The organism is Streptomyces radiopugnans, assembly GCF_900110735.1.
Taxonomy (GTDB): domain Bacteria; phylum Actinomycetota; class Actinomycetes; order Streptomycetales; family Streptomycetaceae; genus Streptomyces; species Streptomyces radiopugnans.
Genome location: NZ_FOET01000002.1, coordinates 137,345 through 164,286 on the forward strand (window position 1 = coordinate 137,345; position 26,942 = coordinate 164,286).

Annotated in this window: 24 protein-coding genes; 10 read left to right on the plus strand and 14 right to left on the minus strand. The window is 73.8% G+C overall.

All coding sequences use genetic code 11. The features are described from left to right. Positions 1 to 80: 80 nt before the first annotated feature. The 5 genes from BMY40_RS05505 to BMY40_RS05525 all read right to left on the minus strand — a co-directional run bounded on the left by BMY40_RS05505 (position 81) and on the right by BMY40_RS05525 (position 5,444). Positions 81 to 1,163, minus strand: coding sequence for a polyprenyl synthetase family protein (locus BMY40_RS05505; RefSeq protein ID WP_410535638.1), 1,083 nt, complete (start codon positions 1,161 to 1,163; stop codon positions 81 to 83). A gap of 28 nt (positions 1,164 to 1,191) precedes the next feature. After that, positions 1,192 to 2,619, minus strand: coding sequence for a hydroxysqualene dehydroxylase HpnE (gene hpnE, locus BMY40_RS05510; RefSeq protein WP_093656057.1), 1,428 nt, complete (start codon positions 2,617 to 2,619; stop codon positions 1,192 to 1,194). After that, a complete protein-coding gene (gene hpnD / locus BMY40_RS05515) occupies positions 2,616 to 3,587 on the minus strand; it encodes a presqualene diphosphate synthase HpnD (protein ID WP_093656059.1) in 972 nt (323 codons plus the stop codon). Before hpnD ends, hpnE begins: the two co-directional genes overlap by 4 nt. Before the next feature lie 5 nt (positions 3,588 to 3,592). Next, on the minus strand, positions 3,593 to 4,516 hold the full coding sequence (hpnC, locus tag BMY40_RS05520; protein WP_245769882.1) for a squalene synthase HpnC: 924 nt from the start codon (positions 4,514 to 4,516) through the stop codon (positions 3,593 to 3,595). 205 nt (positions 4,517 to 4,721) lie between these two features. Beyond that, positions 4,722 to 5,444 (minus strand): TetR/AcrR family transcriptional regulator, encoded by a 723-nt coding sequence (locus BMY40_RS05525; protein WP_093656745.1) that lies wholly within the window; start codon positions 5,442 to 5,444, stop codon positions 4,722 to 4,724. Between the two features lie 109 nt (positions 5,445 to 5,553). Between BMY40_RS05525 and BMY40_RS05530 the strand changes: the two genes are divergently transcribed. Beyond that, entirely contained in the window at positions 5,554 to 7,770 is a 2,217-nt protein-coding gene (locus tag BMY40_RS05530) for an MMPL family transporter (protein ID WP_093656061.1), read from the plus strand. Positions 7,771 to 7,860: 90 nt separating this feature from the next. Here BMY40_RS05530 and BMY40_RS05535 read toward each other — a convergent pair whose 3' ends face one another. The 7 genes from BMY40_RS05535 to BMY40_RS05565 form a co-directional block, all read right to left on the minus strand. Continuing rightward, positions 7,861 to 8,694 carry an ABC transporter ATP-binding protein gene (locus BMY40_RS05535; protein WP_093656063.1) on the minus strand — a complete coding sequence of 278 codons (834 nt, stop codon included), beginning with the start codon at positions 8,692 to 8,694 and terminating at the stop codon, positions 7,861 to 7,863. Then, positions 8,681 to 9,619, minus strand: coding sequence for an ABC transporter permease (locus BMY40_RS05540; protein WP_093656065.1), 939 nt, complete (start codon positions 9,617 to 9,619; stop codon positions 8,681 to 8,683). The genes BMY40_RS05535 and BMY40_RS05540 overlap by 14 nt, the downstream gene beginning before the upstream one ends. A 95-nt stretch (positions 9,620 to 9,714) precedes the next feature. Beyond that, positions 9,715 to 10,587 carry a glycosyltransferase family 2 protein gene (locus BMY40_RS05545; protein ID WP_093656747.1) on the minus strand — a complete coding sequence of 291 codons (873 nt, stop codon included), beginning with the start codon at positions 10,585 to 10,587 and terminating at the stop codon, positions 9,715 to 9,717. Between the two features lie 60 nt (positions 10,588 to 10,647). Then, the gene (locus tag BMY40_RS05550; RefSeq protein WP_093656067.1) at positions 10,648 to 11,433 is read right to left on the minus strand and encodes a CDP-alcohol phosphatidyltransferase family protein; all 786 of its coding nucleotides are present in this window, start codon (positions 11,431 to 11,433) and stop codon (positions 10,648 to 10,650) included. Next, the gene (locus BMY40_RS05555) at positions 11,411 to 12,472 is read right to left on the minus strand and encodes an iron-containing alcohol dehydrogenase family protein (RefSeq protein ID WP_093656069.1); all 1,062 of its coding nucleotides are present in this window, start codon (positions 12,470 to 12,472) and stop codon (positions 11,411 to 11,413) included. Before BMY40_RS05555 ends, BMY40_RS05550 begins: the two co-directional genes overlap by 23 nt. After that, a complete protein-coding gene (locus BMY40_RS05560) occupies positions 12,460 to 13,209 on the minus strand; it encodes a phosphocholine cytidylyltransferase family protein (RefSeq protein ID WP_093656070.1) in 750 nt (249 codons plus the stop codon). The genes BMY40_RS05555 and BMY40_RS05560 overlap by 13 nt, the downstream gene beginning before the upstream one ends. Continuing rightward, entirely contained in the window at positions 13,206 to 15,137 is a 1,932-nt protein-coding gene (locus tag BMY40_RS05565) for a DUF5941 domain-containing protein (RefSeq protein ID WP_093656072.1), read from the minus strand. The genes BMY40_RS05560 and BMY40_RS05565 overlap by 4 nt, the downstream gene beginning before the upstream one ends. A 290-nt stretch (positions 15,138 to 15,427) precedes the next feature. Between BMY40_RS05565 and galE the strand changes: the two genes are divergently transcribed. The 3 genes from galE to idi all read left to right on the plus strand — a co-directional run bounded on the left by galE (position 15,428) and on the right by idi (position 18,247). Then, a complete protein-coding gene (gene galE / locus BMY40_RS05570; RefSeq protein ID WP_093656075.1) occupies positions 15,428 to 16,435 on the plus strand; it encodes a UDP-glucose 4-epimerase GalE in 1,008 nt (335 codons plus the stop codon). Between the two features lie 177 nt (positions 16,436 to 16,612). Then, a complete protein-coding gene (locus BMY40_RS05575; RefSeq protein WP_093656077.1) occupies positions 16,613 to 17,551 on the plus strand; it encodes a cation diffusion facilitator family transporter in 939 nt (312 codons plus the stop codon). A gap of 135 nt (positions 17,552 to 17,686) precedes the next feature. Further along, a complete protein-coding gene (gene idi / locus BMY40_RS05580) occupies positions 17,687 to 18,247 on the plus strand; it encodes an isopentenyl-diphosphate Delta-isomerase (RefSeq protein WP_093656079.1) in 561 nt (186 codons plus the stop codon). Positions 18,248 to 18,283: 36 nt separating this feature from the next. Here the strand turns inward: idi and BMY40_RS05585 are convergent, their stop codons facing one another. Then, complete coding sequence (locus BMY40_RS05585) at positions 18,284 to 18,808, minus strand: ATP-binding protein (RefSeq protein ID WP_245769920.1); 525 nt, start codon at positions 18,806 to 18,808, stop codon at positions 18,284 to 18,286. A gap of 380 nt (positions 18,809 to 19,188) precedes the next feature. Here BMY40_RS05585 and BMY40_RS05590 point away from each other — a divergent pair, with 380 nt between their 5' ends. The 6 genes from BMY40_RS05590 (at position 19,189) to BMY40_RS05610 (ending at position 26,047) form a co-directional block, all read left to right on the plus strand. Then, the gene (locus BMY40_RS05590) at positions 19,189 to 19,983 is read left to right on the plus strand and encodes an enoyl-CoA hydratase/isomerase family protein (RefSeq protein WP_093656081.1); all 795 of its coding nucleotides are present in this window, start codon (positions 19,189 to 19,191) and stop codon (positions 19,981 to 19,983) included. A gap of 9 nt (positions 19,984 to 19,992) precedes the next feature. After that, positions 19,993 to 20,856, plus strand: a complete 864-nt coding sequence (locus tag BMY40_RS05595; protein WP_093656083.1) for an SCO6745 family protein — start codon at positions 19,993 to 19,995, stop codon at positions 20,854 to 20,856. A 101-nt stretch (positions 20,857 to 20,957) separates the two neighbouring features. Further along, positions 20,958 to 21,083 carry an LPFR motif small protein gene (locus BMY40_RS28910; protein WP_281250737.1) on the plus strand — a complete coding sequence of 42 codons (126 nt, stop codon included), beginning with the start codon at positions 20,958 to 20,960 and terminating at the stop codon, positions 21,081 to 21,083. A 90-nt stretch (positions 21,084 to 21,173) separates the two neighbouring features. Next, entirely contained in the window at positions 21,174 to 23,618 is a 2,445-nt protein-coding gene (locus BMY40_RS05600) for a Tex family protein (RefSeq protein ID WP_093656751.1), read from the plus strand. A 224-nt stretch (positions 23,619 to 23,842) separates the two neighbouring features. Further along, positions 23,843 to 24,823, plus strand: a complete 981-nt coding sequence (locus tag BMY40_RS05605) for an acyl-ACP desaturase (RefSeq protein ID WP_093656085.1) — start codon at positions 23,843 to 23,845, stop codon at positions 24,821 to 24,823. Between the two features lie 366 nt (positions 24,824 to 25,189). Next, positions 25,190 to 26,047, plus strand: a complete 858-nt coding sequence (locus BMY40_RS05610) for a glycoside hydrolase family 16 protein (protein WP_093656087.1) — start codon at positions 25,190 to 25,192, stop codon at positions 26,045 to 26,047. 72 nt (positions 26,048 to 26,119) lie between these two features. On the opposite strand, the gene BMY40_RS05615 is transcribed toward BMY40_RS05610, so the two are convergent. Beyond that, positions 26,120 to 26,815, minus strand: coding sequence for an ester cyclase (locus tag BMY40_RS05615; RefSeq protein WP_093656089.1), 696 nt, complete (start codon positions 26,813 to 26,815; stop codon positions 26,120 to 26,122). Positions 26,816 to 26,942: the final 127 nt, after the last annotated feature.

Below are 26,942 nucleotides of genomic sequence, written 5' to 3' on the forward strand. Positions count from 1 at the left end.
CGCCGGAGCCCCGGCGTCCCGGCTCCGGCGGTGCCCGCCGGCCGGCCGCGGACAGAGCCGGCCGGCCTCCGCGGACGGAGTCAGCCCTCGCGGACGACGACGAAGTCCGCGAGGGCGGCGAACTGCTCGCGCACCCGGTCCGGCATGTCCACGCCGTCCAGGGCGGCGAGGGCGGTGGCGTGCCGGCGGCGGGCCTCCTGGGAGGTCCACTCGCGGCCGCCGGCCTCCTCGATCAGCCCGGCGCGGGTCGCGAACTCCTCCTCGCTGAAGTCCTCGAACTCCCGCTGGCTCTTGGCGGCGTCCGCGGCCAGCAGCTCCCCGAGCCGCTCGGCGGCCGGTCCGCCCCCGGCCAGGGCGGCGACCACCGGCAGGGACTTCTTGCGCTGCCGCAGGTCGCTCCAGGGCAGCTTGCCGGTCGCCGACGGGTCGCCCCAGATGCCCAGCAGGTCGTCGACGGCCTGGAAGGCCAGGCCCAGGTGGTGGCCGTACGCCTCCAGGGCGTCGGCGGTGGCCTCGTCCGCCCCGCCGAGGACCGCGCCGATGGAAGTGGCGCAGGCCAGCAGCGCTCCGGTCTTGTTGCCCTCCATCTCCAGGCACTCGGCGACGGTGACCTTCTCCCGGTGCTCGTAGGAGATGTCCTGGGCCTGCCCGTCGATGAGCTTGCGGGTGGCCAGGGTCAGGCGGCGGGTGGCGCGCGCGGCCTCGGCGGTGCCCAGTTCCAGCAGCACCTCGCCCGCCAGCGCGAACAGGGCGTCGCCGACGAGGATGGCCTGTGCCGGACCGTGCACCTTCCACACGGTGTCGCGGTGGCGGCGCTGCTCGTCGCCGTCCATCAGGTCGTCGTGGAGCAGGGAGAAGTTGTGGACCAGTTCCACGGCCACCGCCCCGGGGACGCCGGTGGCGGGCTCGGCGCCCGCGGCCTCGGCCGACAGCAGGGCCAGCGCCGGGCGCACCGCCTTGCCGCCGTCGCCGCGGGCCGGGTTGCCCTGTGCGTCGATCCAGCCGAAGTGGTAGGCGGCGACGGAGTCCATGGGCGGCGCGAGCCGCGCCACGGCGGCGCGCAGCATCGGCGTGGCGAGGGTGCGGCCGCGCTCCAGCAGCTCGATGACGCTCGCGGTGTCGACGGCTGTGTCCGTCAGGGTCCTCGGGGTCGCCGGGGTCACGGGGTCTCCTCTGCGTTCGATGTCGTGCTCACGCCGCCTCCTGGAAGACGTCGTCGTGCGGGCGGCCGAGGGCGGCCAGCGCTTCCCGGGCGGCGGTCAGCCCGCTGCGCACGGCGCCCTCCATCGTCGCGGGCCAGCCGGTGGCGGTCCACGCCCCGGCCAGCCACAGCCCCGGTGCCCCGGTGCGGGCGGCGGGACGCAGGCGTCCGACGCCGGGTACGGGGGCGAAGGTGGCGGTGCGCTCGCGGGTGACGAAGAAGTCGCGCACCTTCGCCTCCCGGGCGGCGGGCAGCAGCCGGGCCAGTTCGGGCAGGTAGCGGTCGCGCAGCGCGGCGACCGGCAGGTCGATCTCGTCCTGCGCGGCGGACTGGGACACCGCGACGTACTGGCTCGCCGCCCCTCCCGGCGCACTCCGCAGCCCGGAGGCGGCGGTGCGGTCGAAGACCCACTGCACGGGGGTGCCGAGCGCGGCGAGGAAGGGGCGGTGGAGCACCTTGCGGTCGTAGACCACGTGGACGTTGAGGATCGGCGCGTCGCCGATGCGCAGCAGCCGCTCCGGTTCCTCCAGTGCGCCCTCGGGGAGCAGCCGGTGGGCCTCGCGCTGGGGGACGGCGAGGACGACCGTGCCGGCCCGCAGCGTCCGGCCGGTCCGGCGCGCGCCGGTGTCCACCGCGACCCGCCAGGCGCCGTCCGGCTCCCGGGTCAGCTCCCGGGCACGGCCCTGCCGGACCACGCGTACGCCCGCCTTCTCCAGCACGGCGGCGGCGAGCGTGTCGTGCAGGTGCCCCAGCGGGACCCGCGACCAGCCGATGTCGGCCGCGCCGGGTTCGCTGAGCAGGCCGGTGGTGAGGACCATCGCGGCCAGCCCGAGCGAGACGTCAGGTGCGCGGGCGTTGAGGGTGGCGACGCCGACGAGGTCCCACAGCGCCCGTACCGCGCGCGGCGACTGGCCGTGGCGGCGCAGCCAGCTCCCGAAGTCCTGGGCGTCCAGGGCGGGGTCGGAGGGGTCGACCCTGCCCAGGCGTCCGAGCGCCAGGGCGGCCCGCCCCACGCGCAGCCGCTCGGCCGGGGAGAGGTGGGGGTAGCGCGCCAGGGAAGGGCCCAGGTGCAGCGGCGCGGGCAGGGCCGCGCGCCGCAGCCGGCCCGTCCTGCCGCGCGCGGCGTCGTGGACGGGGATGTCCAGACGGGGCTGGAGGGGGGCCAGCGCGCTCGCGCCGATGCGCTCCAGGAACCAGCGGTAGGCGGTGCAGCAGCGCAGATGGACGTGGTGGCCGTTGTCGACGGTCAGCTCGCCGGCCGCGCCGGAGCGGCGGAAGGAGAAGGCGAGCCCGCCGAGCCGGGGCCTGCTCTCCACCAGGGTGGTGGCCACCCCTGCGTCGGCCAGGCGCAGTGCGGCGGCGGTGCCCGCCAGCCCTCCTCCGACGACGACGGCGCGCGGATCGGGTGCGCCGCTCATGTCGCGCTCTCCCCGGGGGCCGTGCGGGCGGCCAGCCGGGCGTCGAGCCCGGACAGGCCGCGCAGGGCGACGTACGCCTTCTCGCGCGCCGGCAGGGAGACCCGGCCGCGCAGTACGGCGTGCGGGTCGCGGGCGATACGGGCCAGCAGGCGGTGGTAGATCCCGGCCATGGCCGCCACGCAGGCGGCCGAGCGGCGGTCCAGCAGCGGCAGCAGCCGCAGTCCCTCGGCGAACAGCGCGCGGGCGCGGCCCACCTCGAAGCGCACCAGCCCGGCGAAGTCCCCGCCGGCGGGGGGCGCGTGGCGGTCCAGCGAGGTGTCGCAGCCGAACGCGGCCAGATCCTCGCGGGGCAGGTAGGTGCGGCCCTCCGTGGCGTCCTCGCGCACGTCGCGCAGGATGTTGGTCAGCTGCAGGGCGAGGCCGAGGGTGTCGGCGTAGTGGGGGGCGCGGTCGGCGCCGGGTGCGCCCGGCACGGTGCCGAACACCCCCAGGGAGAGTCTCCCGATGGCGCCGGCGACGCAGCGGCAGTACTCCTTCAGCTCGTCCCAGGTCTCGTAGGCGCGGCCCCGGACGTCCATCAGGACTCCGTCGATCAGCTCGTCGAGCCCGCCCAGCGGGATCGGGAAGCGGTCCGCGGCGTCGGCCAGGGCGACGGCGACCGGGTCGGTGGCGTCGTCGGGGACCTTTCCGGCGCGGACGAGGTCGAGCAGGTCGCGGGTCTCCTCCAGCCGGGCGCGCTTGACCTCCGTCTCCAGCGGGCCGTCGCCGATGTCGTCCACCCGCCGCGAGAAGGCGTACAGGGCCGACATCGCCCGGCGCTGTGCGGTGGGCAGCAGCCGGATGCCGTAGGCGAAGTTGCGCGCCTGCCGCCCGGTGACGGCCTCGCAGTAGCGGTAGGCGGCGAAGACCTGCGGGGAGGGCGGCGCCTGCCGCGCGGCCCGCTCCGCGTTCGCGGTCCGCCTTTCCACCGGGCTCACCTCGCCCGGCCCAGGACGGCCGCGGTCTCGCGCAGCACACCGGCCGGGGTGGGCCGCGGGGCGCCGCCCAGGACGTCGTACCGGGCGGAGCTCAGGGCGCGCAGGGCCGCCCGCCCGCCGCCGGTGAATCCGGCGATGAGGATCTTCGGTATGCCGGGGACGCTGGCCACCAGCGGGACTCCTTCGTTCAGTAGTTCGTGCGCGCGCCGCGCCTCCCAGGCGACCAGGGCGCGCACCGAGGCGTTCGCGGTGGGCGCGGCGAGGTCGGCCTCGGTGACGCGGAAGCGCTCCAGGTCCTCGGCGGGGAGGTAGACCCGGTCGCGCAGCGCGAGGTCCTCGGCGACGTCCTGGAGGTGCTCGATGATCTGCAGCGCGGTGCAGACGGCGTCGGAGCGGCGGACGCGCTCGGGAGTCGTGGTCCCGGTGACGGCCAGGACGAGCCGCCCCACGGGGTTGGCGGACAGCTCGCAGTAGCCCAGCAGCTCCTCCCAGGTGCCGTACCGGCGGACCTTCTGGTCCAGCCGGTTGGCCTCGACCAGGGCGAGGAACGGCTCGGGGGTCAGCGCGTGGCGGCGCACGGTCGGCACCAGGGCGTACAGCAGGGGGTGGCGGGGGACGTCCCGGCCCTCGGCGCCCGGGTCCCGGGCGGTGCGGAAGACCCGGTGCAGATCGGTCTCGAAGGCGTCCAGCAGGGCGCCTCGGTCGCCGGCCCGGCCGGGGTCCACTCCCAGCAGCGCGGCGTCGGCGCCGCCGGGCGGCAGGTCGCCGTCGCCGATGTCGTCCAGGAGGCGGACGCAGCCGTACACGGCCATCAGGTCGTCCCGCCAGGCGCGGGGCAGGAAGCGGGGGGCCACGGGGAAGTTCTCGCGCGCCGCCTTGTCGAGGACGGCGCGGCTCCGCGCGTCCCGCGCAGGGGTCACCGGGGGCCGCCCGCTGCCATCGCCGTCATCTCTCCGTCCTTCCACCGACAGCACCCGGGCACCGGCACCGCCTCGTCGTCCGCGTCCGTGGCCGCCGGTCACCGCCCGCTGCAGGAGCATCATATTTCGGGCACGCCCAGGCTTCGGTCCGGTACTCGGCCGACCGGGTGCCGGACCGCCCGGTGCGTCGTCCGCCGGGACCGGCTCAGCTTACGTCGTGCTCGGGGGCATCCTTCGCCGCGGGTCCGGCGGGGCGGGTCGCGGACGGTCGCTCCGGCGCGGTGAAGCCCCGGATGACCGTGGTCAGGGCACTGGCGGTGAAGGCGTCGCGCTGCTCCGGCGCGAGCCGGCCCAGCGGGCCGTCCAGCAGCAGGACCGCCAGGCCGTGCACCGCCGCCCAGGCGGTGATCTCGGCACCGGGACGCCGTCCGGCGGGCATCCGGCCGGTGGCGACGAGCCCGTCGAGGGCCTCGGCCAGCAGCCGGAAGGAGCGGTACATCCAGCGGGACGGGTCCTCCTCCGGTCCGGGCCCGTGGCCGCCGTCCGGCGCCTCGGGGGTGCGGCAGAAGGCTGCGCGGAACAGGCCGGGCTCGGCCAGCGCGAACTCGATGTAGCCGGCGCCGAGCGCCCTGACCCGCTCCTCGGCCGCCTCTCCGGCACTCGGCGACCCGCCACGGGCGCCGGCCGACCGCTCCATCGTCTCCGCGAGCCCCCGCTGCCCCTGCTCCTTGACCGCCATCAGCAGGTCGCCCTGGCCTGTGAAGTGGCGGTAGGCGGCCGTCGGCGAGACCCCGACCCTGCGGGCGGCGGCGCGCAGCACGACGGCTTCCGGCCCGCCGTCGCGTGCGAGGTCCGTCGCCGCCTCGATGAGCGCGTTGCGCAGATCTCCGTGGTGGTAGCCGCTCTTTCCGGTGCCTTCGGTCCGCATCATTCGATACTGCCTGATGTTGACATCATTAACATCCCTCTGCCAGAGTCGAAGTTAACGCCGTAAACATCCTATGGCGCGCGCCCGCAAGTGAGCGAGAGGGAAGACCATGCTGTCGTGGATCGCCGATCTGGTACTGCGCCGCCCCCGAACGGTGCTGGTGGCCGCACTCGTCTCCGTGCTGGCCATGGCGGCCGTCGGCATCGGCGCCTTCGGCAAGCTCCAGAGCGGCGGTTTCGACGACCCCGACGCCCCTTCCAGTCGCGCCACCGCCCTGATCGACGAGAAGTTCGGCGGCGAGACCAATCTCGTCCTGCTGGTACGGGCGGACGGTGGCGGACGGCTGGACTCCCCCGCCGCCGAGCGGGCGGGCCGGGAGATCGCCGACGGGCTGAAGGACGAGCCGGGCGTGTCCGGCGTGGTCTCCTACTGGGACACCGGCGGCTCCGCGCTCACGTCCCGCGACGGCGACCAGGCGCTGATCCTCGCCCACATCGAGGGCGACGACACCGAGCGCACCGACCGCGCCGGCGAACTCTCCGAGAAGTGGTCCGGTGACCGGGGCGCCGTCACCGTGCACACCGGCGGCCAGGCGGCCGTCGCCAGCGACATCACCTCCCAGATATCCAAGGACCTCGCCATCGCCGAGGCGATCGCCGTCCCCATCACCCTGATCCTGCTGGTGATCGCCTTCGGCAGCGTCGTGGCCGCGCTGCTGCCGCTGGCCATCGGGCTGATCGCGGTCATGGGCACCTTCGCCGAGCTCTACGTGCTCGGCAGCATCACCGACGTCTCGATCTTCTCGATCAACCTCACCACCGCCCTCGGTCTCGGCCTGGGCATCGACTACGGCCTGCTGCTGGTCAGCCGCTTCCGCGAGCGGCTGACCGAGGGCGACGACGTACCGGACGCGCTGCGCACCACCGTGGCCACCGCGGGCCGCACCATCGCCTTCTCCGCCGCCACCGTCGTCGCCGCGCTCGCCGCACTGCTGCTCTTCCCGCCCTTCTTCCTGCGCTCCTTCGCCTACGCCGGGATCGGCGTCGTCGCGATCGCCGCGGTCGGCGCGCTGGTGGTCGTCCCGGCCCTGCTGGCAGTGCTGGGCCACCGCGTCAACAGCGGCCGGCTGCCCTGGGCGGAATCCGTACGGCGCCCCGACGCGCCGGTGTGGGGCCGCCTGGCCTCGGTGGTGATGCGCCGCCCCGCACTCACCGCGCTGCCGGTCCTGGCCGTGCTGCTGCTCGCCGCGAGCCCGCTGCTGGGCGCGTCCTTCGGCAACCCCGACGAGCGGGTACTGCCCGACAGCGCGCCCAGCCGCCAGGTGGCCACCGCCGTCGACGAGGACTTCGGCCGCGACGACACCTCGGCCGTCCAGATCGTCACCACCGGCCCGGTGGACGCCGCCGGGCTGGACGCCTACGCCACCGCGGTCTCCCGCCTCGACGGCGTCACCCGTGTCCAGGCCTCCTCCGGCACCTACCAGGACGGCGAGGCCGCCCCGCCCGGCCCGGTCAACGCCGCGCTCGGCCGGGACGACGCCCAGCGGCTGACCGTCGCCACCGAGCCGGAGTCCGGATCCGGCGCGGCCGAGGACCTGGTGCACGACATCCGCGCGGTGCCGGCCCCTGACGGGGTGGAGGCCCTGGTCGGCGGCCCGGACGCCCGGCTGGTGGACACCAAGGCCGCCATCGGCGACCGGCTGCCCGCCGCGATCGCCTGGGTCGCGCTGACCACCTTCGCCCTGCTGTTCCTGTTCACCGGCAGCGTCGTGCAGCCGCTGCGCGCGCTGGTGCTCAACACCATCAGCCTCACCGCCGCGATCGGCGCGATGGTGTGGATCTTCCAGGAGGGCAACCTGTCCTCGGTGCTGGGCTTCACCCCGATGCCGATGAACACCTCGATGACCGTGCTGCTGTTCTGCATCGTCTTCGGGCTGTCGATGGACTACGAGGTCTTCGTGACCAGCCGGATCAAGGAACTGCACGACGCGGGCGAGGACACCGGGACCGCCGTCACCCACGGGCTGTCGCGCACCGGGCGGATCGTCACCATGGCCGCCGGCCTGCTGGCGGTGAGCCTGTTCGCCTTCACCACCAGCGAGATCAGCTTCATGCAGATGTTCGGCCTCGGCAGCGGGCTGGCCATCCTGATCGACGCGGTCGCGGTGCGCGGCGTACTCGTCCCGGCCGCGATGCGGCTGCTGGGCCGCGGCGCCTGGTACGCGCCGAAGGCCCTGCGCCGGCTGCACGGCCGGGTGGGGCTGTCCGAGGCCGCCGCTCCCCCTCCGGCCCCCGCCGAGCCCCGGCGCGAGCCCGCCGGAATCTGACCCGGCCCCCGGCGGACCGCCCGGACGCGGACCGGCCCCGCCCCTGACAGGGGCGGGGCCGGTCCGCGTCCGGGCTCGGCGGCACGAGCGTCACTTGCGGGTGAACTCCTCGTACGCCTTCATCACTTCCTCGGTCGGGCCGTCCATGCGCAGCTCGCCGCTCTCCAGCCACAGCACCCGGTCGCAGGTGTCCCGGATGGACTTGTTGTTGTGGCTGACCAGGAAGACCGTCCCGGCCTCCTGGCGCAGCTCGCGGATGCGGGCCTCCGAGCGCCTCTGGAACTTCTTGTCGCCCGTCGCCAGCGCCTCGTCGATCATCAGCACGTCGTGGTCCTTGGCGGCGGCGATGGAGAACCGCAGCCGGGCCGCCATGCCGGAGGAGTACGTCCGCATCGGCAGACTGATGAAGTCGCCCTTGTCGTTGATGCCGGAGAAGTCCACGATGTCCTGGTAGCGCTCCAGGATCTGGGCCCTGGACATGCCCATCGCCAGTCCGCCCAGTATGACGTTGCGCTCGCCGGTCAGGTCGTTCATCAGCGCGGCGTTGACGCCCAGCAGCGAGGGCTGGCCGTCGGTGTAGACCCTGCCGCGCTCGGCCGGCAGCAGACCCGCGATGGCACGCAGCAGCGTGGACTTGCCCGAGCCGTTGGATCCGATCAGCCCGATCGCCTCGCCACGGTAGGCGGTGAAGCTGACGCCCTTGACCGCGTGCACCTCGCGCATGCCCGCCGGGGCCTTGCGGCGCAGGATGCGGCTGAGGGCCGCCGTGGCGCTCCCCCGGCCCCGGCCGCCGCCGTTGACGCGGTAGACGATGTGCAGGTCGTCGGCGATCACGGTCGGCCGCCGTTCCACGGGAGCGGCCTCCGCCGCCCCCTCGTCCTTGTGCGCCGACGCTGCGGCTGCGCTCTTCTCAGCCACGGCCATAACGCTCCTCCGCCTTCCAGAAGTACACGAACCCGCCGATGCCGATCACCAGGGCCCAGCCCGCGGCCAGCAGCCACACGTACCCGTCCAGACTCTGGTGGTGCGGTCCGTCGATCAGCGCGTAGCGCATCAGTTCCATGTAGACCGCCGCCGGGTTGGCCTCCAGCACCCCGGCCAGCCAGCCCGGGGCGTTCGCCTTCTCCAGCATGTAGGCCAGCGGGAACATCACGCCGGAGGCGTACATCCAGGTACGCAGCACGAACGGCATCAGCTGGGCCAGGTCGGGGGTCTTGCTGCCCAGCCGGGCCATGATCATCGCCAGGCCGGTGTTGAAGAGGAACTGCAGCAGCAGGGCCGGTACCACCAGCAGCCACAGCGGACCGGGGTAGTGCCCGAGTCCCACCAGGATGACGACCAGGACGATCATCGAGAACAGCAGTTGCTGGAGCTGCTGGAGGGAGAAGGAGACCGGCAGCGAGGCCCTCGGGAAGTGCAGGGCCCGCACCAGCCCCAGGTTCCCCGAGATGGACCGCACGCCCGACATCACCGAGGTCTGGGTGAAGGTGAAGACGAACACCCCCGTCACCAGGAACGGGATGTACTCGTCGTTCTCCATGCCGCCGCGTCCCCCGAGCAGCAGGCCGAAGATGAAGTAGTAGACGGCCGCGTTGAGCAGGGGCGTCAGGACCTGCCACACCTGGCCGAGCTTGGCCTGGCTGTACTGGGCGTGCAGCTTGGCCCGGGAGAAGGCGAGGATGAAGTGCCGCCGTGCCCACAGCTGCCGGACGTACTCCGTCAGGGAGGGCCGGGCGCCGCTCACCGTCAGCCCGTACTTGGCGGCGAGTTCGGCCGGGGACAGGCCGTCGTCTGGTGAACGCGGGGGCTCGCTCGTCGCGATCGCACCGCCGTGCGTTGTGTCGCTCACGTTGAAACTTTCGTCCTCACAGTGCGCAGCCGGGATGGAATGAGCGCAGGGAGCCCGGCCCTGTCACCGGACCCGATGCTCTCAGACAGAGCTTGTCAGATGACGGGAGGGCGGCCCAGCCGGGTCAGACGCCACACCGTACGCCACTTCATGGGACGGCGGGGGCCGCACGGGGTCGTCCAGCCCTCCCGGAAGCCGCCCAGCCAGGCGCGCAGGGCGGGGCGCGAGGGGCGCCGGGCGAGGGTCAGCAGCAGCCATACGCCCAGGTAGAGGGGGATCAGCGGCAGCGGCAGGTTGCGCCGGGCCAGCCACACGCGGTTGCGGGCGACCATGCGGTGGTAGACCGCGTGGCGGCTGGGGAGGGTGGTGGGGTGGTGGAGCACCATGTCCGCGCGGTAGTCGATCATCCATCCCGCGTCCAGCGCCCGCCAGGCCAGGTCGGTCTCCTCGTGCGCGTAGAAGAACTCGTCCGGCAGCCCGCCGACCTGCCGGAAGACCGCCGTGCGCACGGCGTTGGCGCCGCCGAGGAAGGTCGTCACGCGCGAGGAGCGCATCGGGTCCGAGGCGCGCAGCCGCGGTACGTGGCGGCGCTGGGTGGCCCCGGTGTCCGGGTCGGCGATGCGGAAGCTGATGATGCCCAGCTCCGGGTCGGCGGCGAACGCCTGCCGGACCAGCTCGGCGGTGTCGGTGTTCGGCAGCAGCCCGTCGTCGTCGAGGAAGAGCAGGGCGTCCACCTCGCTCCCGCCGGGCCCGAACGCCTCGATGCCGACGTTGCGGCCGCCGGGGATGCCCAGGTTCTCCGGCAGCTCCACCGTCCGCACCCCCTCCGGGAGCTCCGGCAGCGGGGCGCCGTTGCCGACGACCACGACCTGGACCGGGTCGCCGTCCTGCTTGGCGACCGAGTCCAGCAGGGCGCGCAGCTCCTCGGGGCGGTTGCCCATGGTCAGGACGACCGCGCCCAGTGTCAGGGGCCTGCCGGAGGCGGACTCCGCGCCCTCCGTCATGTCACTCAACGTCGTTCACCGCCCTCACCGCAGCCGGCTCGAGGCCAGGATGGACACCAGGTGCAGCAGCGTCTGCAGGACCGCGATGGCCGCCAGGACGGCGACGCCCAGCCGGGTGAAGAACAGGCCGCCGTGCAGTACGTCCGCCACCGCGACCAGCAGGATCACCAGGGACGCCTCGACGCCGCCGACCAGCCGGTGGAACTTCAGGGCCGCGGCCGCCCGGCGGGCCAGTGCCAGTCCCGAGGAGCGGGGCACGGCCGCCTCGTCCTTCACGGCCGGCAGGCCGCTGCGGGAGCGGGCCACGTCCACCAGGTCGGTCTCGGCCTTGATCAGGATCGCGCCCAGCGCGGCCACGGTGCCCAGGAAGGCCCACAGCCAGTTCGCGGAGGCCCCCTCGGTGCGGAAGACGTCGGCGGCCCGCACCCCGAAGCCGACCAGCAGTGCCGCCTCGGCCAGGTAGTGCCCCACCCGGTCGAGGTAGACGCCGGTGATGGAGGTCTGCTTCCGCCAGCGGGCGACCTCGCCGTCCACGCAGTCCAGCAGCAGGTAGAACTGGATCAGCAGGGCGGCGAGGACGGCCCCGGTCAGGCCGGGCACCAGCAGTACGGCGCCGGCCGCCACACCGGCGACGACCATCAGGTAGGTGAGCTGGTTGGGCGTTATCCGGGTGTTCACCAGATGCCGGGTCCAGCGCAGCGAGATCTCCCGCATGTACAGGCGCCCGGCCCAGTGCTCACCGCTGCGCCGGTCCTTCACCCCGGCGGGGTGGACGACCGGACGGAGTTCAGCTACTGACGGCTTTGACATAGTCGGCGTACGCGTCCCTGATCTGGTCGGTGGACAGGTCCAGGTGCTCGATGATCGTGTAGCGCCCGGGCCGGGTCTGCGGCGCGTACTCCACCGCGCGCACGAACTCGTCCTCGTTGAAGCCGATCTCGCCGGGCAGCACGGGCAGGCCGTGGCGGCGCAGCACGTCGACGATCAGCGCCGTCTGCTCCTCCGCCCCGCGCAGGTGCATCGCGAAGGCCGCCCCGAGCCCGCACTGCTCGCCGTGGGCGGCGGCGCGCTTGGGGTAGAGCAGGTCGAAGGCGTGGTTGATCTCGTGACAGGCGCCGGAGGCGGGGCGGCTGTCGCCGGCGACCGACATGGAGATGCCGGTGAGCACCAGCCCTTCGGCCAGCACGGTGAGGAACTCGTCGTCGCCGCAGCCGCCCGGGTGGCGCAGCACCGCCTCGCCGGCCTGGCGGGCCATGGCGGCGGCCAGGCCGTCGATCGACTCGCCGGTGACCTTGTGGGAGAGCTCCCAGTCGGCGACGGCGGAGATGTTGGAGATCACGTCGCCGACGCCCGAGCGCACGAAACGGATCGGGGCCTCGCGGATGACGTCGAGGTCGATCACGATCGCGATCGGGTTCGGCACTCCGTACGAGCCGCGGCCGGCGTCGTTGTCGAGCGTGGCGACGGGGGAGCACAGGCCGTCGTGGCTGAGGTTGGTGGCGACGGCGACCAGCGGCAGGCCGATGCGCGCGGCGGCGAACTTGGCGCAGTCGATGATCTTGCCGCCGCCCATGCCGACGACCGCGTCGTAGTGGCCGGACTTCATCGCGTCGGCCAGCTTGATCGCGTCGTCCAGCGTGCCGCCGCCGACCTCGTACCAGTCGGCGCCCGGCAGGGCGGGCGCGAACCGCTCGCGCAGGGCCGCGCCCGAGCCGCCGCTGATGGCGATGGCGAGCTTGCCGGAGGCCGAGATGCGCTGGTCCACCAGGAGGCCTGCCAGATCGTCCAGCGCACCGGGCCTGATGTCGACGACGACCGGCGACGGAATGAGCCGGGTCAGTACTGGCACGCGATCTCCCGCGCCTTGTTCAGGTCGTCGTGGTTGTCGATCTCGACCCACCTGACGTCGCCGATCGCGGCGGTGTCGATGGTGAGGCCGCGGTCGACCATCTCCTGGTAGCCGTCCTCGTAGTAGAGCTGCGGGTCGCGCTCGTAGGTGGCCTTCAGCGCGTCGGCCAGGTCGGCGGCGGCGTCGCCCTCGATGAGGGTCACGCCGATGTACTCGCCGGTGGCGTCGGCCGGGTCCATCAGCTTGGTGATGCGGCGCACGCCCCTGCCGGGCTCGGTGACGACCTTCATCTCCTCGTCGGCCAGCTTCTTGACCGTGTCGAGGGCGAGGATGATCCGCTGCCCCTTGCCGCGGGCCTCCAGCAGGGTCTGCTCGACGGAGACGGGGTGGACGGTGTCGCCGTTGGCCAGGATCACGCCCTCCTTGATGACGTCGCGGGCGCACCACAGGGAGTAGGCGTTGTTCCACTCCTCGGCCTTGTCGTTCTCCACCAGGTGGAGCTTGACGCCGTACTTCTTCTCCAGGGCGGCCCTGCGCTCGTGGACGGCCTCCTTGCGGTAGCCCACGACCACGGCGACGTCGGTGAGGCCGACCTCGCGGAAGTTGCCGAGGGTGAGGTCCAGCACGGTGGTGGTGCCCTCGCCCGCCGGGTCCACCGGCACCAGGGCCTTGGGAAGGGTGTCGGTGTAGGGGCGCAGACGCCGTCCGGCGCCGGCGGCCAGCACGAGGCCGATCATGCGGGTTCTCCTGTTTCGTCGTGTACGGCGGGTGCGTGTGAGGACACCCAGAAACGGACGCTCTCGGTGATCACCGTGAGCGCCAGGGCCCCGGCCAGGGCCGTGAGCGCGATCGTGAAGCCCTGCCCCGCGGCCCAGAGGGCGGCGGCGGCCGTGACCGCCACAGCGCGTCCCTCGTGCCCGCCGATCGCCCGCACCAGCAGGCGCGGGGGGGCGCCGGTGCCGCCGCGGATGCGGTACACCGTGTCGTAGTGATGGTAGGCGACCGCCGCGACCAGCCCGAACGCGGCGGGCAGGGCCCCCTCCGCGTCCGAACGGGCGGCCAGCGCCAGGACGGTGGTGTACTCCGCCGCACGGAAGAGGGGCGGGACCAGCCAGTCCAGCGCGCCCTTGAGCGGACGGGCGACGGCCAGTCCGGACAGGGCGGCGTAGCCGAGCGCGGCGGCCGGCAGCCAGGGCCCGACCGGCGCCCACAGCGCTGCGGCCACCAGGGCGGCCGAGCCGAGCAGGGCGAGGGCAGGGGCGGCGAACCCGGACGGCCGCCCGCCGCGCCGCCGGAACGCGGCGGCCCGCGCCACGCCCTCGGCCAGCGGCCCGGAGTCGGCCAGCTCGGCCAGGGCCCGCGCGGCGCCGTCGGTGCGCACGCCCTTGCGGCTGAGGGAGCGCAGCACCCGTCCGGCGGTGGTGTAGCAGGCGGCGAACGCGCATCCGGCCAGCAGCACGACGAAGGTGGTGCGGGGCGTGGTGAGCGCGGTGAGGACGGCGATCAGCGCCCAGCGTTCGCCGATCGGCAGCACGATCATGCGGCGGGCCCACACCGTCCAGCCGACCCTGTCGAGTCTCCCGGACAGGGCGGCGGCGGGGTTGGCGCTCCCGGCCGCCGGCTCCCCCTCGCGCTCCCCCGTGTGCTCCCCGCCGGCCTCCCTCTCGTGGCGGTCGGCCTCGTTGAAGGAGAAGTCCACCACGTGGCGGCAGGTCTGGAGCACCATCGCGCCCAGCGCCAGGGCCCACACGTCGTCACCGCCGCGGGCCGCGCCGAGGGCCAGGCCCGCGTAGTAGGCGTACTCCTTGGCCCGGTCGAAGGTGGCGTCCAGCCAGGCGCCGAGCTTGGAGTACTTCAGCGCGTAGCGGGCGAGCTGGCCGTCGGTGCAGTCCAGCACGAACGATGCGATCAGCAGCGCCCCGGCCGCGACGAAGCCGCCGCGGGTGCCGGTGGCCGCACAGGCGGCGGCGATCAGCGCGGTGAGCAGCGAGGCGGTGGTCACCTGGTTGGGGGTGAGTCCGCGCCGGGCGCACCAGCGGGCGATGTGGCGGGAGTAGGGGCTGACGAAGAAGGTGGTGAAGAAGCCGTCGCGGGGCTTCACCGCCGAGCGCAGCCGCACCCGTTCGTCGTCGACGGCCGCCACGGCCCGTTCCGCCTCGGCGCGCTCCGCGCCGTCGGCGGGCACGGCGGCGACGAGGACGCCCAGCTCGGGCCGGTGCACGGCGGGCGCCCGGCCGTCCTCCTCCAGGGCCGCGGCCACCCGGTCGGGCAGGCCGGCGGGCCCGCGGGCGGCGGTGCGCGCCGCACCGGCAGCGGCGCCGGCCGCGGTCCGCGCGGACGGGGCGGCGGCCGTGGAGACGGCGGCGGACACGGCGGTGGACACGGCGCGGACCAGGGCGGCGCGCGCCCCGGGCTGGACGGCCAGTGCGCCGGGGACCGCGGCGGCGGGGAAGCGCGGGTCGGTCAGGGCCAGCCGCAGGCTGTGCGCGTGCCCGACGAAGCGGGGGTCGACGAGGGCGACGCGCTCACCGGCCGGTACGGCCGCCAGCGCCGTCTCCACCCCGGCGGCGTCCTCCGCCACCCGCACGTCGAACCCCAGCGACCGCAGATCGCCCTCCAGGGGCGCCCCCGCGACCGGCGGACCGGTGAGAATGGCGGTCGACAAGAACGAACTCACTCCTTGGAAGCCGTACCGTCCGCGGCGCGGTCCGTAACGAGCGGCATCCGGGCAGCGGTCACCGTGCGCCATCACCCGTTCGGGGGGCAGGCAGCACGTGGCCAGAGGTTATCGGATAGGTGGAAGCGTCCGTTCACCCCGCATTCACCGGGCGAGAGCACCCCACCGTCACGAAAGGTGACAGAACACCACGGACCGCGTTCCAGGATCCTCGATCCCGGCGACTCGCACAAGGAGCGCGTCCGCGGCGGTGTCCGGCCGGTGGTTAGGCTGCGGCCATGACGTGGCTGGTGACCGGAGGAATCGGATACGTCGGCGCACACGTGGCGCGGGCGATGGCGGAGGCCGGTGAGGACGTCGTCGTGCTCGACGACGTCTCCAGCGGCCTGCCCGAGCGGTTGCCGCCCGGCGTGCCCCTGGTGCGCGGATCGGTCGCCGACCGGGGGCTGCTCGACCGCACGATCGCCGGGCACGGCGTCACGGGCGTGGTGCACCTGGCGGCGAAGAAGCAGGTGGGCGAGTCGGTGGAGCACCCGCTGACGTACTACCGGGAGAACCTGCACGGGCTCACGGTGCTGCTGGAGGCCGTGGTCGCGGCCGGGGTGCGGCGCTTCCTGTTCTCCTCCTCCGCCGCCGTCTACGGCATGCCGGACGTGGACCTGGTCACCGAGGACACCCCCTGCGTCCCGATGAGCCCCTACGGCGAGACGAAGCTGGCGGGCGAGTGGCTGGTGCGCGCCGCCGGGCGGGCGCACGGGCTGTCCACCGCCTGCCTGCGCTACTTCAACGTGGCGGGGGCCGCGCGGCCGGAGCTGGCCGACGTCGGCGTGTTCAACGTCATCCCGATGTTCTTCGACGCCCTCACGCGCGGTGAGGCCCCGCGGATCTTCGGTGACGACTACCCCACCCCCGACGGCACCTGCGTCCGCGACTACATCCACGTCGCCGATCTGGCCGAGGCGCACCTGGCCGTCGCCCGCCACCTGGCGGAGCGCCCGGCCGGCGGGGACCTGACGGTGAACGTGGGCTCCGGCGAGGGCGTGTCGGTGCGGGAGCTGGCCGATCTGGTCGTCGAGACCACCGGCATCCGCGAGCCCGCCCCGGTCGTCGTCCCGCGCCGCCCCGGAGACCCCGCGCGGGTGGTCGCCTCGGCCGAGCGGATCGGCGGGGAGCTGGGCTGGAGGCCCCGGCACGGGGTGCGCGAGATGGTGGCCTCGGCCTGGGAGGGCTGGCGCCTGCGCCACGCCGACGGCCTCCGGCGGGACGCGGCCGCACTCCCCGAGTGATCCGGGCCGGACCCCCGAACGAGCGGACGTCATCCGCCAGGTGACCGGAAAGCGCAGGTCAGAGGGGATGACAACGGTGTTCAGTGCCGCGTTGCCCCATACCCCCCGCCCGTAGTTCACTGGGATCGTCCGCACCGGTCGTACGCGGCGCCGGCCGCTATACGGGAGGCATCATCCATGGGCGCAGGGCACAACCACGGCGGGCCGCGGCCGGCCGGGCCGGGTACGGCGGGAGCCGCCTACCGGGGGCGGCTGCGCGCCGCGCTGGTCATCGCGGTCGTCCTGCTGCTCGCCGAGCTCGCGGGCGCCGCGCTGACCGGTTCGCTGGCGCTGCTGGCCGACGCCGGCCATGTGGCCACCGACGCGGTCGGCATCGGGATGGCGCTGCTGGCGATCCATGTCGCCAACCGGCCCGGCAGCGAGCGGCGCACCTTCGGCCTCGCCCGGGCCGAGATCCTCGCCGCACTGCTCAACGCCCTGCTGCTGCTCGGGGTGGGCGGCTACATCCTGGTGGAGGCCGTCGAGCGGCTGCGCCATCCCCAGGAGGTGCCCGGGGGCCTGACGGTCCTGTTCGGCGTCGTCGGCCTGGCACTCAACGGCCTGTCCCTGGCCCTGCTGATGCGCGGGCAGCGCGAGAGCCTGAACGTGCGGGGTGCCTTCCTGGAGGTCGCGGCGGACGCCCTGGGCTCCCTGGCGGTGATCGCCGCCGCGCTGGTGATCATGTTCACCGGCTGGCGGCAGGCCGACCCCGTCGCCTCGCTGCTGATCGCGGTGCTGATCGTGCCGCGGACGGTGCGGCTGGCCCGCGAGGCGATCGACGTCCTGCTGGAGGCGGCGCCCAGGCATGTGGACATGGCCGGGGTGCGGGCGCACATCCTGGGCGTGCCCGGAGTGGAGGACCTGCACGACCTGCACGTGTGGACCATCACCTCCGGCATGCCGGTGCTCTCCGCGCACGTGGTGGTCGGCAGGGAGGCGCTGGAGGCCGAGGGGGGCCACGACAGGATCCTGCGGGATCTCCACAGCTGCCTGGGCCGGCACTTCGACGTCGAGCACTGCACCTTCCAGCTGGAGCCGCACGGGCACGCGGCGCGCGAGGGGCGGTTGTGCCACTGACGCCCCCACCTGCGCAGTGACGGACTCCGTGCGGCACGCCCGGCGAGCGGCCCCCGTCCGTGTACGGCACACTGGAGCGGACAGTCGGAACATCGGAGAAATGCCGTTCCGACGCATTCGCGGTGAAGGGCGGACATGACCAACGGCACGGCGGACCCGATCATGCTCGAGCTGGTCGACGAGGACGGCAGGACGATCGGGACCGCGGAGAAGCTCTCCGCCCACCAGGCCCCCGGCCGGCTGCACCGGGCCTTCTCCGTCTTCCTCTTCGACGACATGGGCCGGCTGCTGCTCCAGCGCAGGGCGCTGGGCAAGTACCACTCCCCCGGTGTGTGGTCCAACACCTGCTGCGGCCACCCCTACCCCGGCGAGCAGCCCTTCGCCGCCGCGGCGCGGCGGGTCGGCGAGGAACTGGGCATGGCCCCCTCCCTGATGCGGGAGGCGGGGACGGTGCGCTACAACCATCCGGATCCGGCCTCCGGCCTGGTCGAGCAGGAGTACAACCACCTCTTCGCGGGACTGGTGCGGGACATGCCCCGGCCGGACCCGGAGGAGATCGCGGAGACGGCGTTCGTGACGCCCGAGGAGCTGCTCAAGCGGCACGAGGCTGAGCCGTTCTCGGCCTGGTTCATGACGGTTCTGGACGCGGCGCGGGGCGGCATCCGCGAGGTGACCGGGGTCTCGGCCGGCTGGTGACGCGCACGCCGCCGGCCCGCTGAACCGCGTCGCTGTTCAGCGGGCCGGCGGCGGTGTCGAGGGCGGTGTCGGGGGCGGCGCCGAAGGCGGCAGGGGGGCCAGCGGCATCGCGACCCGGACCACCTTGCCGCCGGAGGCGGTCCGGTCGGCCTCGCAGAGCCCGCCCGCCTCGGCGACGACGGCCTTGACCATGAGCAGCCCCCGTCCCCCGGTGTACTCCCGCCCCGGGGCGGCGGCCAGCGCCGCGGGGCGGTAGGGGTGGCCGTCCTCGACCCCCAGGCGTACCCGGTCGGCGTCGAGGGAGACTTCGACGCCGATCTCCTCGGAGAGCAGGGCCGCGTGCCGCACGGCGTTGGTGACCAGCTCGGAGAGGATCAGCAGCAGGCCGTCCATCAGCTCGCCGGTGACCGGGGCGCCCCTGCGGCGCAGTAGGTCCCGCACGGCGTGGCGCGCCCGGGGCACGGAGGACTCGTGCACCGGGACGGTGAAGCGCCAGGCGCCCTCGTACGGCCGGGGGCGGGGCTGCGTCTGCGGCCGGGCGTACGGCTGCGTCTGTCGCAGCGTCTGCTCCTGCGGTTGTTCCGGTGGCTGTTCCCGCGGCCGGGGACGCGGTTGCGGCCGCGATGGCGCGGCCGACCGGTCCGGCGCGGCCACCGGCACCCGTCTGTCCCGGTCAGGGAGGGAATCCCCGCGGATATCCATCTGCCGCACCCCGCTCTCGGCTCTCGCCGGCCGCCTCGGCCCGGACCGGTTCCGGACCGGTTCTCCCGTCGAGTGTTGGCCCGCCGTGCGCGCGATCCGGCCCTGTGACCGCAACTCGGCACTTATCGATGGCAATTGACAGAAGGCTTGCGCGCCGTTCGCGACTGTGACCGGCCCTGCGCGATCGTTTCTGCGCCCCCGCCTCGGCCCCCGCGCCCGCTGCCGTTACGATCCGGCCCATGCCCGCGCAAACCCCTCCGGCCGGCGGCCCGGCCCTGCCGGTCTCCGTCCAGGACGGCGTCGCCACCCTGACCATCCGCAATCCGGCCAAGCGCAACGCGATGACGCCGGACATGTGGCGGCGGATGCCCGCCGTGCTGGAGCGGCTCGCCGCCGATCCCTCCGTACGGGCCCTGGTCCTCACCGGCGAGGGCGGCACCTTCTGCGCGGGCGCCGACATCTCCGCCCTGCGCGAGGGCGACGAGGAGTCCCGCGGCCTGGCGGTGGCCGCCGAGGAGGCGCTGGCGGCCTTCCCGCGGCCCACGCTCGCGGCCGTGCGCGGGCACTGCGTGGGCGGCGGCTGCCAGCTCGCCGTCGCCTGCGACCTGCGCTTCGCCGCCGAGGGAGCCCTGTTCGGCATCACCCCGGCGAAGCTCGGCATCGTCTACGGCGCGTCCTCCACCCGGCGCCTGGTCTCCCTGGTCGGCCCTGCCACCGCCAAGTACCTGCTGTTCTCCGGCGAGTTGATCGACGCCGAACGGGCCCTGCGCACCGGGCTGGCCGACGAGGTGCACCCGGAGGGCGAACTGGACGGGCGGGTCGCGGCGTTCGCACGGCTGCTCGTCTCGCGCTCGCAGCTCACCCAGGCCGCCGCCAAGGAGTTCGCGAACGGCGCCGGGTCCGGCCCCGTGCAGGCGGAGCGGGTCGCGCACTGGGAGGAGCGCGCCCGGGAGAGCGGTGAGCGGGCCGAGGGGGTGGCCGCCTTCCTGGAACGGCGCTCTCCGGTCTTCACCTGGCCACTTACCGACGGGTAGCGTGCGGGTATGACGTCCCTCCCCGCCAAAGCCGGACGGCGCTGCCACAACGCCGTCAACCCGCTGCACTCGGCTCTCTACTTCGCCCCCGACCTGGCCCGCGAGCTGGCCCCCTACGGCATCGAGGACCCCTCCGCGGTCTACTTCGCAGGCCGTGCCGCGGCGCTGGGCCGGGTCGGGCCCGGGGTCGTCACCGCGACCTTCCACAACTTCCACCACGCCCTCGTCGCCCGCCACCTGCCGGCCGTGTGGGAGCTGGCCGCCCCCGAGACCGTGCTCGCCGCCCGGCTGCGCGCCGCCGACTCCATGCTGCGGCGCCTGCTGGGCGAGGAGGCGGTGGCGTCCAAGGAGATGGCCGAGGCCGCCGAACTGGCCCTGCGCGCCGCCGAGGGGTGCGTCCGCCCGGGCCGCCCGCTGTACGCGGCGCTCGCCGACCTCCCCGTGCCCGAGGCCCCGCACCTGGCGCTGTGGCACGGCGCCTCGCTGCTGCGCGAGCACCGCGGCGACGCCCATGTCGCCGTCCTCCAGCACGCCGGGCTGGACCCGGTGGAGGCGCTGGTCAGCCACACCGCCAGCGGCCGCGGCATGAACCCCAAGTGGGCGCTGGCCACCCGCGGCTGGAGCCGCCGGGACTGGGAGGAGGCCCAGGAGCGGCTGCGCGGGCGCGGACTGCTGGACGGCGACGGCGAGTTGACCGAGGCCGGCACCGCCCTGCGCAAGGGGCTGGAGGAGGAGACCGACCGGCTCGACGCCGCGCCGTACGAGCACCTGGGCGCGGCGGGCACCGAGCGGCTGACCGAGCTGTGCGGCGCCTTCACCGGCGCGGCCCTCGCCTCGGGCGCCTTCCCGGCGGACCTGTTCGGCAAGGACTGAGCCGAAACGGACGGAACACCCCAGAGGGCGAGAACCGGCCAACAGGGCCGGAACGGAGACGGAACGGGTTTGCCCGGCGCGGAATCGGCCATGCGATTGACATGTTCCGAGCCATAGCAGACGCACTCCGTACCGTCGGCGGCGCCATCGCGACCGTGGTGACGCTGCCCTTCCGCCTCCTCGCCCGCCTCTTCGGCGGGGCTTCGCACGGCGGACGCCGCGTCTGACCGTTCGCCTGTCGGTGCGGCCTGTAACAATGCGGGCTACCGGGGGAGCACCCAGCACCGAGTGAGGCGGAACGGATCGTGACACAGTCCATCGGAGAGACGCCCGTCGAGGGCGCGGCACCGGCCGGCACGTCCGGCGCGGCGTCCGTCGAGGGCAGGATCGCCGAGGAACTCGGCGTACGGGAACGGCAGGTCAGGGCCGCCGTCGAACTGCTCGACGGCGGCTCGACCGTGCCGTTCGTCGCGCGCTACCGCAAGGAGGCCACCGGCGGCCTGGACGACGCGCAGCTGCGCGCCCTGGAGGAGCGGCTGCGCTACCTGCGGGAGCTGGAGGAGCGGCGGACGGCGATCCTGGAGTCCGTACGCTCCCAGGGGAAGCTCGACGCCGAGCTGGAGGCCCGCATCCGGGCCGCCGACTCCAAGGCGCGCCTGGAGGACGTCTACCTGCCCTACAAGCCCAAGCGGCGCACCAAGGCGCAGATCGCCCGCGAGGCGGGCCTGGAGCCGCTGGCCGACGGCCTGCTCGCCGACCCGTCCGTGGAACCGGCCTCCGCCGCGGCGGCTTTCGCCGACCCGGACAAGGGGGTGGCCGACACCTCCGCGGCGCTGGAGGGCGCCCGCGCGATCCTCACCGAGCGCTTCGGCGAGGACGCCGACCTGATCGGCGAGCTGCGCGAGACGATGTGGCGGCGCGGCCGGCTCGTGGCGAAGGTGCGTGAGGGCAAGCAGGAGCAGGGCGCCAAGTTCGCCGACTACTTCGACTTCTCCGAGCCCTTCACCGAGCTGCCCTCGCACCGGGTGCTGGCGATGCTGCGCGGTGAGAAGGAGGAGGTCCTCGACCTCTCCCTGGAACCGGAGCCGGAGCCCGCCGGGGAGGCCGCGGAGGGCGGCGCCCTGCGCGAGACCACCGGCCCCTCCGAGTACGAGCGCGCGATCGCCCGCCGCTTCGGCATCGAGGACCGCGGCCGCCCGGCCGACCGCTGGCTGGCCGACACCGTGCGCTGGGCCTGGCGCACCCGCATCCTGGTGCACCTGGGCATCGACCTGCGGCTGCGGCTGCGCACCGCCGCCGAGGACGAGGCGGTCGCGGTGTTCGCGGCCAACCTGCGCGACCTGCTGCTGGCCGCCCCCGCCGGCACCCGCGCCACCATGGGCCTGGACCCGGGCTTCCGCACGGGTGTGAAGGTCGCCGTCGTCGACGCCACCGGCAAGGTCGCCGCCACCGAGACGATCTACCCGCACGTGCCGCAGAACCGCTGGAAGGAGTCGCTGGCGACGCTGGCGCGGCTGGCGCAGGAGCACCGGGTGGAGCTGATCGCCGTCGGCAACGGCACCGCCTCCCGCGAGACGGACCGGCTGGCCGCCGAACTGTGCGCGGCACGGCCTGAGTTGAAGCTGACGAAGGTGATGGTCTCGGAGGCGGGGGCCTCGGTGTACTCCGCTTCCGCCTTCGCCTCCCGCGAACTGCCCGACCTGGACGTCTCGCTGCGCGGCGCGGTCTCCATCGCCCGGCGCCTGCAGGACCCGCTGGCCGAACTGGTCAAGATCGACCCCAAGTCGATCGGGGTGGGCCAGTACCAGCACGACGTCTCCGAGGTGAAGCTGTCGCGCTCGCTGGACGCGGTGGTGGAGGACTGTGTCAACGGCGTCGGCGTGGACGTCAACACCGCCTCGGCGCCGCTGCTGTCGCGGGTGTCGGGCATCGGCTCGGGCCTGGCGGAGAACATCGTCGCCCACCGCGACGCCAACGGCCCCTTCCGCAGCCGCAGGGCGCTCAAGGACGTCCCCCGGCTCGGCCCCAAGGCGTACGAGCAGTGCGCGGGCTTCCTGCGCATCCGCGGCGGGGACGATCCGCTGGACGCCTCCGCCGTCCACCCCGAGGCGTACCCGGTGGTGCGCCGGATGGTGAAGACGACGGGCAGCGACGTCGCGGCCCTGATCGGCAACACCAAGGTGCTGCGCGGCCTGCGGCCGCAGGAGTTCGTGGACGACACCTTCGGCCTGCCGACGGTGACCGACATCATCAGGGAGCTGGAGAAGCCGGGCCGCGACCCGCGCCCGGCCTTCCGCACGGCCACCTTCAAGGAGGGCGTGGAGAAGATCGGCGACCTGGAGCCGGGGATGGTCCTGGAGGGCGTGGTCACCAACGTCGCCGCGTTCGGCGCCTTCGTGGACGTCGGCGTGCACCAGGACGGCCTGGTCCACGTCTCGGCGATGTCGAAGACGTTCGTGAAGGACCCGCGCGAGGTGGTGAAGTCCGGCGATGTCGTGAAGGTCAAGGTGCTGGACGTGGACGTGCCGCGCAAGCGGATCTCGCTGACGCTGCGGCTGGACGACGAGACCGGCCCCGGTGCGGGCGACGGCGGCCGTCCGGCGCGCGGGCAGCGCGGAGGCGGGCAGCGCGAGGGCGGCCGGCGCGCCTCCGCTCCGCGCCCGCGCCAGGGCGACCGGCGGGGCGGGGGCGGACGGGGGCGCGACGCGGCTCCGGCCAACAGCGAGATGGCCGAGGCCCTGCGCCGCGCGGGCCTGCTCTGACATTCGGACGACCCCGCGGAGGCGGGGGCGGCACTGTGCGCCGCCCCCGCCTCCGCTGATTTCCGCCCCCGCGGCTCCCGGGGCTCCGAGGCCTGCCCGCCCTCGGGCACACACGGTCCCCGCCTGCTCACGGAACCGATATTGCCTTTTGCGGTCCCATCAACCTACGGTTTCGTAACCTACGCTCTCGTAGGTATTGTTTCCCCCATCCCCGTGGAGCCTTCATGACCCTCGCCACCCCGTACGCCCCCGGATCGGAGCAGTGGACGGACGCCCGTCTGCTCTACGCCCTGGAAGAGGTGGTGGAGAAGGAGCTCAACCGTCATCTGAAGATCGCCAAGGACTGGATGCCGCACGAGTACGTCCCCTGGAGCGACGGCCGCAACTTCGACGGCCCGCTCGGCGGCGACCCGTGGGAGCCGGAGCAGTCCAAGGTCACCGACATCGGCCGCATCGCCCTGGTGGTCAACCTGCTGACCGAGGACAACCTCCCCAGCTACCACCACGAGATCGCCACCCTCTTCGGCCGCGACGGCGCCTGGGGCACGTGGGTGCACCGCTGGACCGCCGAGGAGGGGCGGCACGGCATCGTGATGCGCGACTACCTGCTGACCTCCCGCGCCGTGGACCCGGTGAAGCTGGAGGAGTTCCGGATGGCGCACATGTCGGAGGGCTTCGAGTCCGACAACCGCCACTCGATGCTCCACTCCGTGGCCTACGTCGCCTTCCAGGAACTGGCCACCCGCATCTCCCACCGCAACACCGGCCACCAGTCCGGCGATCCGGTCTGTGACCGGATGCTCGCCCGCATCGCCACCGACGAGAACCTGCACATGGTCTTCTACCGCAACCTGCTGCGGGCGGCCTTCGAGCTGGCCCCGGACCAGACGATGTCGGCGGTGCGCGACGTGGTGGTGAACTTCCGGATGCCCGGCCACGGCATGCCCGGCTTCGAGCGGGCCGCCGCCCAGATGGCGATCGGCGGCATCTACAACCTGCGCATCCACCACGACGACGTGCTCCAGCCGGTGCTGCGCCATCTGAAGGTCATGGAGATCGGCGGGCTCGGCCCGGAGGGCCTGAAGGCCCAGGAGGAGCTGGGCCTGTACCTGGACGGCCTGGACGGCGAGGCCCGCAAGCTCGACGAGCGCCTGGCCGCCCGCCGCGCCCGCATCGAGGCCCGCAAGGCGGCCGCCGGGGCCTGAAGCCCTTCGCCGCGCCCCGGCCCCCGGCGGGCCGCGCCCGACCCCGCCGCCGTACCCAACCCTGCCGCCGTGCCCGCCCCGTGATCCGCCACGGGGCGGGCACGGCGCTGCCGGCCCGGAACGGGGCAGCAGGTCCGGACCATTGACACGGGTGCCGTCGCGGTCGATCCTGAGAGCGCTCTCATACCGTCCGCCGCCGATCCGCCCCCGGACGACCGTCCGGCAACCGCCCGGCGGACCGGGCCGGACACCCTCCCCGTACGAGCCCCTCACGCTGGAGAGACCTTGCCCCACACATCGTCTCCGCCCCGAAACCGCCGCGGACCCCGGCGCCTGCGATGGCTCACGGCCGCCGCGGCGGCCGCCATGTCCGGTGTCCTCTTCGCCAACTCGGCCGCGGCGGCGCCCGTCACGGAGCACTGGACCGGCGAATCCCCCTACTTCTACCGGACATCGGCTCCCGGCGGCACCGTCGGCGTCGTGTCGATGAACGGACCCGACGACGGCCGCGCGCTCCAACTCAGGCTCGGCGCCCGCCCCGGCACCGGCCCGGGCAACGGCGTGGAGATCAGCAGCAACGAGGCCACCTACCGCTACGGCACCTACGGCACCCGCATCAGGACGGCGGACTGCACCGGCCAGGGCCGCCTCGGCGTGGTGACCGGCACCTTCACCTACTCCACCGACCACTCCGACGGCAACGGCAACGGCCTGCCGGACAACGACGAGATCGACATCGAGGTCCTCTGCGCCCAGCCCCACGTCGTCTGGCTGACCATCTGGACCGACTACGACGGTTCGGTGGCGCCGGGGCAGCCCATCCCCGTGCGCAAGATCTCCCGCGCGATCGACATGCGCACCGGGAAGGTCCTGCACAACTGCTACATGGTGCGGCTCGGCGGGGACTGCCAACCCGAACTGCCGGGCGAGAACAGCCCCGCGAGCGTCACGCCCGTGCCCGGCTTCGACTCCTCCACCCAGTTCCGCACCTTCATGTTCGACTGGCAGCCGGACTCGGTGACCTTCTGGGGCTACGACGACAGCGGGCGCAGGAACGTGCTGTGGGACTACCGCGGCCCCGCCTCCCGCATCCCGGACAAGCCGTCGGCCTTCATGCAGAACGTCTGGCACACCAACGAGTGGGACCCGCTGGACGGACCGGCCCGCGAGCAGCCCCAGACCGCGGTCTCCGCCTACGTCGACTCCACCACGCTCCCCCGCTGATCCCGGCGGCCCGGTGGTGCGCGGGGAGGCCCCGGCCCTCCCCGCGCACCGCCTTCCCCGCACCGGCCCGGGTCAGATCCCCACGGCGCCGACCTGCCGCAGCAGACCGAGGTCGTCCCAGTTCCACCAGCTCTCCGCGATCTTGCCGTCCACGAGGCGGAAGGTGGCGTGGCCGGTCCCGGTGATCTCCTTGCCGGTGGGCTCCAGGCCCTGGTACGGCCCCGAGTGGCGACCGGTGTAGGACAGTCGCGCACAGACCTTGTCACCCTCGGCGAACAGGTCCTCGATGGTCATCACCGGCTGGAACGCCTCCAGGATCTCCTGGTTCTCCTCCTTGGCCTGCGCGAGCCTGACGTCGTAGGAGGAGAGCGAGGGGTCGTGCTCGCGGTAGCCGTCGGTGCACAGCCCGTCCGCGACGTCGAGGTTCCTTCCGTTGATCACCTCCTCGATGAAGGTGCGGACCACGCCGGTGTTGAGCTGCTCGTCCCGGGAGACCTCCAGGTCCGTGAACGTCGGCCCCTCGTCGCAGGCCGCCGCCAGCCTCCGGAAGATCCGGTCGGTCTCGGGCAGATGGGAGTTGCGCATCGCCTCCTCGTAGGAGGGGAACTCCACGATCTCCACCACGTGGTCGGGGTCGGAGCGGTCCCGCGCGACGATCGAGTGGGTGGCCGTCCGCTTGCCCTGGGTCGCCCGGACCCAGTCGTCCATCAGCCGATCCAGTTCGTCGGCTCGGTGGGTCCTGCAGTCGATGACCTGGATGAACGTCATGATGTCGCCTCCCGCCGCTGGGAAAGTCGAGGCATCTCCAGGCTATAGCCGTTATGCGGCCTGTGTCCCGCCCGCCGGGCGCGCTCCTCCCCGGGGCCGGACTCGGCCCGGACGGTCTTCCCGCGGT